The sequence below is a fragment of the Rhodococcus chondri genome, assembly GCF_036327435.1.
Taxonomy (GTDB): Bacteria; Actinomycetota; Actinomycetes; order Mycobacteriales; family Mycobacteriaceae; genus Rhodococcus; species Rhodococcus chondri.
Genome location: NZ_JAUZMZ010000216.1, coordinates 1 through 6,940 on the forward strand (window position 1 = coordinate 1; position 6,940 = coordinate 6,940).

Annotated in this window: 5 protein-coding genes and 1 pseudogene; 3 read left to right on the forward strand and 3 right to left on the reverse strand. The window is 68.2% G+C overall.

All coding sequences use genetic code 11. The features are described from left to right. Window positions 1–123 precede the first annotated feature (123 nt). Both Q8814_RS23280 and Q8814_RS23285 read right to left on the reverse strand, forming a co-directional pair. Window positions 124–1,806 (reverse strand): PHA/PHB synthase family protein, encoded by a 1,683-nt coding sequence (locus tag Q8814_RS23280; protein ID WP_330154343.1) that lies wholly within the window; start codon window positions 1,804–1,806, stop codon window positions 124–126. Window positions 1,807–1,976: 170 nt separating this feature from the next. Continuing rightward, window positions 1,977–2,926 (reverse strand): annotated as a pseudogene (locus tag Q8814_RS23285) (GlxA family transcriptional regulator). 135 nt (window positions 2,927–3,061) lie between these two features. Here Q8814_RS23285 and Q8814_RS23290 point away from each other — a divergent pair. After that, entirely contained in the window at window positions 3,062–3,697 is a 636-nt protein-coding gene (locus tag Q8814_RS23290) for an isochorismatase family protein (protein WP_330154344.1), read from the forward strand. Between the two features lie 78 nt (window positions 3,698–3,775). Here the strand turns inward: Q8814_RS23290 and Q8814_RS23295 are convergent, their stop codons facing one another. Then, window positions 3,776–5,053 (reverse strand): hypothetical protein, encoded by a 1,278-nt coding sequence (locus tag Q8814_RS23295; protein WP_330154345.1) that lies wholly within the window; start codon window positions 5,051–5,053, stop codon window positions 3,776–3,778. 382 nt (window positions 5,054–5,435) lie between these two features. Here Q8814_RS23295 and Q8814_RS23300 point away from each other — a divergent pair, with 382 nt between their 5' ends. Both Q8814_RS23300 and Q8814_RS23305 read left to right on the forward strand, forming a co-directional pair. Next, window positions 5,436–6,479, forward strand: a complete 1,044-nt coding sequence (locus tag Q8814_RS23300) for a coiled-coil domain-containing protein (RefSeq protein ID WP_330154346.1) — start codon at window positions 5,436–5,438, stop codon at window positions 6,477–6,479. A gap of 147 nt (window positions 6,480–6,626) precedes the next feature. Continuing rightward, window positions 6,627–6,940 (forward strand): FHA domain-containing protein (locus tag Q8814_RS23305; RefSeq protein ID WP_330154347.1); only part of this gene is annotated, 314 nt, incomplete at its 3' end.

Sequence of the window (6,940 nt, forward strand, 5' to 3'; positions counted from 1 at the left end):
ACCCTCTCCGAGGGGTCTACCTCGAACAAGCCGTCGGTACCGAGATCGTCACGCACACCCCATGATCTCCCACACGCGGTAACACACCGGGCACCCTGCCCGGCGTGTTACCGACCCATGCTCCTAGGTGGCCGGCAGGTCGCGCACGTAGCGTCCGGGGGCGGCCTCGAGCGGTGGATATCGATCGTTGCCGAGCCGGGTGGGTGCGGCGATCTCCGGTCCGGACCGTTCGATGATCCAGTCCGCCCACGCCTGCCACCAGCTCCCCGACTTCTTCGTCGCCCCCGCGAGCCAGGCCTCGGGATCCGGCCCCAGCTCACCGCCCTCCCAGTAGTGCGCCTTCGGGTTACCGGGCGGGTTGACCAGGCTGGCGATGTGACCGGAGAAACTGAGCACGAACGTGCTCTCCCCACCGAGCAACCCGGTGGTGCGGTAACACGCCTTCCATCCCGTCAGATGGTCGGCGACAGCACCGGAGACGAAGGTCGGCACGGTGATGGCCCGAAGGTCGACGGGAGTATTGAGCACCGTCATCGCGCCGGGGGTGACCAACAGGTTGTCACCGAAGATGTCGAGAAACTGTCCGTGCAGGGCGCCGGGCAGGTTGGTGCCGTCGGCGTTCCAGGCGAGGATGTCGAACGCCGGCGGGTTGCGGCCCAGCAGGTAGTTGTTGACCACATAGTTGAACACCAGATCGTTCGGGCGCATCCAGGTGAACGCCGAACCCATATCGCGCGCACTGATGACGCCTCGGCGGCGGGAGCGGCCCTTGGCGAACCGCACCAGGCTCGGCCGGGAGAACGCGCCGAGCAGCGCGGGGTCGTCGAAGTCGAGCATCGTCACCGCGTACGACATGCTGTGGACCCGACCGTCTCCGCGCGCCGCGAGGTAGTTGAGCACCGTGGTGGCGATGATGCCACCTGCGCAGAATCCGATGACGTTGACATCGTCGCTGCCGGTGACGTCGCGGATCTCGTCGATCGCCGCAAGCACCCGGCGCCCGTAGGTGTCGAGGTCCCAGTGCCCCTGGTCCGCACTCGGGTTGCGCCACGAGAGCATGAACGTCTGCACGCCGCGGCCGACGGTGTACTCGACGAAGCTGCGTCCCGGCCGCAGGTCCAGGAAGTAGAACCGGCCGATCGGTGGGGGCACCACCAGCACCGGCCGACTGCGCACCGCCTCGGTGCTCGGCGCGTACTGCAGTAACTCGGCCACCTCGTCGCGGGAGATCACCGCTCCGGCGGTCACCGCCAGATCGGTGCCGACGGTGAACGCGTCCCGGTCGACCATCGACGGCTGGGCGCGGTTGCGCACCAGGTCGGAGGCGAGGTTGCGGGTGCCACGGAGCAGGCTCAAGCCGGCGGTGTCGAAGGCCTCCTTGAGCGCGGCCGGATTGGTGACCAGGTAATTCGTCGGCGCGAACGCGGCGGTGACGATGTCGGCCGCGAACTTCGCTTCGGCGGCCCGGCGGGGGTCGACCGCCCGGCCCAGGTCCTCGACCACGCCGTCGACGGCCTGCACCGTCGCCAGGTAGCTCTGTTCGAGGCGGTGATAGACCGGATGCCGGCTCCACGCCGGATCGGCGAAACGCCGGTCCCCTTTCGCCGGTTCGACCGGCGACCGGCCCACGGCGATCTTCGTCAGCTCCCGCCCGAGTCGGGCACCGCGCCGGGCCACCGCCTGCCCGTGTCCGAACGCCTCGACCAGGGCTCCCATCGCGGTGCGGATCCGAAAGACCGATGCGTCCTCACCGCCGCCGACCGATTCCTCGACCTCGTCGAAATCGACGGGCTGCGCCTCGCTCATCACTCACCTCCACCCCTCCGACCGTCCCGAGGGCACCACGGCCCGGACTTTCACGCCTTCGTCTCCTGATGCCGCAGCCGGAGCGGCATTGTGACTTACGTCACTGTAGCGCCGACCCCGGTACGGGCAGGCCCGGAATCACACGACTCGACAGGCGCACGGCGAGGGAGTCACTCCGGTGCGCAGAATTGTCGCCGGTAGGTCGTCGGGGAGGTGGCGAACGCAGTCGCGAAGTTTGCCGCATGGTGACACTGCTCCCGAATCCGCATTGCCGGGCGATCGTCTCGATCGGCAGATCGGTGGATTCGAGCAGCACCCGCGCGCGATCGAGGCGTTGCCGCAGAATCCACTGCGCGGGGCTCGTCCCGGTGGCGAGCTTGAAGTTCCGGACGAAGCTGCGTCTGCTCATGCACGCGTGCTCGGCCAGTTTCTCGACGGTCAGCCGCTCGTCGAGGTGCTCGAGCGACCATTCGAGGACCGCGCCGATCGGGTTGCCCGTCCCCGTTGTCGGCATCGGCTGGCGGGTGTACTGGGCTTGTCCCCCGTCGCGATGCGGCGCGACGACGAGTCTGCGGGCGACATCGTTGGCGACCTCGGCGCCGAGCCGATCGCGGACCACGTGCAGGCACGCATCGATGGCCGAGGCGGTTCCTGCGGAGGTCAACACGTCACCGTGGTCGACGTACAGCACCAGCGAATCGAGTGAGATGTCGGCGTGTCGTTGCCGGAGCGCGTCCATGGCTGCCCAGTGGGTCACCGCCGAGCGGCCGGCGAGGAGACCGGCGTCCGCGACGGCGATGGCACCGAGACAGAGACCGACGATCGTGGCGCCCCGGTCGTGTGCGTCGACGAGGAGCGTGCGAAGCGGATCGTCCAGGGGCGGGAAGTGTTCCGGCCAGGAGGGAATGATGAGCATGTCCGCCGCCGAGGCCGCTTCCGGTCCGTCCAGATCGCTGATGCGGTACCCCTCGGCGACGGTGACCGCCTCACCGGTGAGGCTCCACACGGTGGTGGACCAGTCGCTCTGCGCGCGAACGCGGGCGATCTCGCCGAAGACCAGCTGCGGAGCGGCGAGGTGGAACATCGGGACGCCGTCGAAGGCATAGACAGCGATGCGCATGAAGTGGCTCGATTCCATCGGAAGTGGGCGTATGTGCCACTGTCCAGGATATCCAGCCCAGGGCAGTATCGAACAGGACCGGACACGGTTCGCCCCGCGAGCCGTCTCGCCGAATCCGCCGAGGAGAACCACACCGTGACCGCACCCCGCCGAGCTCTCGTCCTTGTCGACGTCCAGAACCAGTATTTCGAGGGACCACTGGCGATCCAATACCCGCCCCGCGACCAGAGCCTGCGAAACATCGTGCGCCTCATCGATCATGCCGACGCGACCGACATGCCGGTAGTGGTGGTCCAGCACACCCTCCCCCAAGAGGCGCCCCTATTCGCCGACGGATCCCACACCTGGGAATTGCACCCCGACGTAGCCGCCAGGATCCAGCCTTCGTGGAAGCTGGTCCGGAAGAACGTGGGCAGCGCCTTCGGCGGTACGGATGTGGCGCAATGGCTGCGCGAGCAGAACGTCGACACCATCACCTTGGCCGGGTACATGACCAACAATTGCAATCTGGCCACCGCCGCCGATGCCGAAGTACGCGGGCTGGCAGCCGAAGTGATCTCCGACGCGACCGGCGCGATCCACATCGCCAACGCCGCAGGCAAGGCGTCCGCCGAACAGGTCCACAACACTCTGATGGCGATCTTCAACTCGAACTTCGCCGCCGTGGCCACCGCCGACGACTGGATCGACGCGAACACCGCGGGCGCCGCACTCGAGAAGGACAACCTGGTCACCTCCGCGGTAGAAGGGCAAGCCGCCTTCGGAGCCTGACCATTCCGGGAGCGGAAGAGGAGGCAGGACAGCCGGTCCGGTGGTGCGCCAGGTCGACGCGCGGCGAGGCGACCTCTCTCAGGATCGTCCTTCGTGGCCGATCCTGCGATCCCGGATCCAGGCCATCGCCGCACCCGCCGCGAGCACAGCAGCGACGGATATCGCCACCGCCACTGCTGTCCACGGCTGCGGGGCCCATTCCGCGGCGTCTGCGGTGAGCGGGGTATACGACGTCCATCCGAACTGCGCGACGAGCGGCAGCGTCATCACCGCCGGAAACAGCAGTGACGCGGCGGTCACGGCCGCGGTCGAGGGCAGAGCCGCAGCGATCGCGTAACCGGCTGCCGCCGGCAGAAGCATCAGTGTCGCGGCGAAATGCACGTTGTCCCACGGCGATGCCGCGAAGATCGCCGAGGCCGTGACCAGCGCCAGTACGCCCACACCTGCCACGGGCTTCGCGACCCTCAGGCCCAGCCATGCACCGCCAGCCGCAAGCAGAACCGGAAGCGCCACGCTCGGCCACCCCGAAGGGATCCACGACGGAGCGGTTCCGATGGCGACCGCCGCCGCGAACGCCGCCAGAAGAACCCTCCCCTGGCTGCCGCGCAGCCACAGGGCCGCACCGATCACCAGCGGACCAAGCACCATGCCCCACCACCATCGCCCGTTCCCGCCCGTCTCCGAATCGAGCGACCACACCGCCTCGCGCAACGACCAGGACAATGCGACCGCGGCGACCGGCAGACCGAGCCCGACGAGCAACTCCCGAAGGGTTCCGGGTGGCTCGTCGAGCACCTCGGCTCGATCCACCCCCAGCAACAGGATGGCAGCTGCCGCCGCGACGGAGATCACCGCCAATACGAGCCATACCGCGTTGGCCGGCTGCACGGCCGCCTCGACATACACCGCGGTCCCCGGCGACGCGGAGGCGAACTGCCGATACTCGGCGATCGGGTCGGCGGTCGAAACCGCGGCGACGACGCTGCCCGCGATCACCGTGTGCAGGGCTCTGCAGGGCGCGTCGAGGCAGAACACCACCAGGGTGCCGAACAGCACACCCGCACCGGCGGCGGAGAGGTACATGTCCCACCGCCACGCTCCCGCCAGCGCGACAACACCTACCAGCACAGCCCCGACGAGGGACGCGACGACCGCACCGGTGCGGTGGCGCAGCCACAGGGCTGTCAGTGCCGCGATGACCGCTCCCGCACCGGACACGGCGATGTCGGAGGTAAGTCCCGGCCCCTGGCCGAACTCCGGATCGTGCGGGTAGGTATCGACACTCGGGGCAGCCAGCACCAGCGCCGCGGTGAAGCTGCCCACGGCCACAAACAGGTAGCGAATCCAGGAAATCACCCCTTACCTTCGCGGGCCGACGGGCGGTGACGTCTCTCGACACGCCGAACCGGTGCTGGACCCTGCCTCGGCTGGGGCCTGCCTCCATCGACCGAAACCGACGGGTAGCACCGAGCTCGTCGGGGGTCCCCAGTTTTTCGCCTCCCGTGGTCGCATGATCGTCATAAGAGGGAATTATGACGATCAGACACAATGCATATTTACATGCGCATAACACTATGGCTCAGGTCCATTCACCTCTCCCCTTGCCAAAAAATTGACAATTTAGAACCTCCACATCCTTCTCACCTGCAATTTCATACAATCGTTTCGTTTCGTTACATATAACGTTTCTCTTTTCGTGATGTAATGAAACCTCCCATCGGCCCTGGAGGAAGCGCGCATGACCGAATCGCAGAACGCGGACGAGACCAAGCCCCGTGTCGGGAGACCCCGCAAATACGACTCCCCCGCCGATCGGGTGCGCGCCCACCGCGAACGCGCCCGGCAGCGGCGCGAGGCCCAGCAGGTCGCGGAGGTGAGTGACCCCGCGACCCCGGTCGAGGCGGCGGCCAACCTCACCGCGGCCGTGGCCGCCTTACGCACATTGACCGCAGCGAGCCTCGAGCAGCACGCCGCCGTGGCCGCTCAGATCACCGCCTCGCTGAACAAACTCACCGACCCCGGGGCGCTCGAGGCCCAGATGCACCGCACCACCACCGAATTGGCAAAGACCAAAGCCGACGCAGATGCGAAGATCGCCCGGTTGCGCGAGCAGCTGGCGCAGGCCCGCGAGGACCGGGACAATGCCGATGCTGCGGTCGAGGCCGTCGATCGCGAACTCGCCGATGCCCGGGCAGCGCACACCACCGAATTGCGGGACCTCGAAGCCGCACAGCGGGCCGAACTGGCGCACCGCGACGACGAGCACGCCGAAGCCCTGCATCGCCATCGCGACGAGTTCGACGCCGCCCTCGCAGACCACCGGCGGATCGTCGCTGAACTGAACCGAACGATCGCCACCGACCGGGAACGCCTCGACGAGTCCACGGCCGACAACGAGCGGCTCCGCACCGCAGTCGAGGAGGCGCGCACGCATCTGGCGCGGGCAGAGGCCCTCACCGACCGCGCACGGTCCGATGCGGAGCGCCACGCCGAGACGGCGACACGCGCCGAGACCGACCTCGCCCGAGAACGCACCCGCACCGCCGAACTTCGCGACGCCCTCGAGGAGACGCGGGTGACCGCGGCGGCCGCTCGCGCGGGTGAAGGCGCCGCACGCGAACGCAGCGAGGAACTCCGCTCCGAGATCGCATCGCTCCGCGCGGAACTCGCTGCCCAGCGTGCCGAGTGCGACACCGCGCGCACCGAACTCGCACGGCTTCACGCCGCCCGCAACCACGCCCGGACCGAGGATTCACCCGGCGAGCAGGAAGAACGCGGATAAAAACGTAGCCGGCAGCGGGATCTGCGGGCGCGCCGCCGACTCCCGTCGACAGGCGCGTCCTGAGCGCGCCGATCGAGAGGAGCCGAGTTTTCCCCGCTACTTACGCGTTCCGGTGGGACAATCGACTCGGCCGAGGGAGGCGGGGTCGTGGACGAGCCTGACGACGTGCGCCGCGAAGACATCGTGATCGAGTGGGACGAGGGCCGCGCCACCGCAGCGGCCGGGCAGTCTGTGCGGATCGGACGCGACGACTCCATGGATGTCACCGTCGACGACCCTCTGGTCTCCCGCGAACACGCGCAGATCGTCTGGGAGGACGGCTGGTTCCTCGTCGACGCCGGCAGCAAGAACGGGACCTTCGTCGAGGGTCGGCCGGTGGCCCGGTATCCCGTCCGCGATCGGGTGACGGTGCGGTGCGGACACGCACGCAACGGTCCGATGCTGAGCCGGAGCATCGGACC

Coding starts and splice junctions, on each gene's coding strand:
- Q8814_RS23280 (WP_330154343.1), bottom strand. CDS start 1,806: ATGAGCGAGGCGCAGCCCGTCGATTTCGACGAGGTCGAGGAATCGGTC.
- Q8814_RS23300 (WP_330154346.1), top strand. CDS start 5,436: ATGACCGAATCGCAGAACGCGGACGAGACCAAGCCCCGTGTCGGGAGA.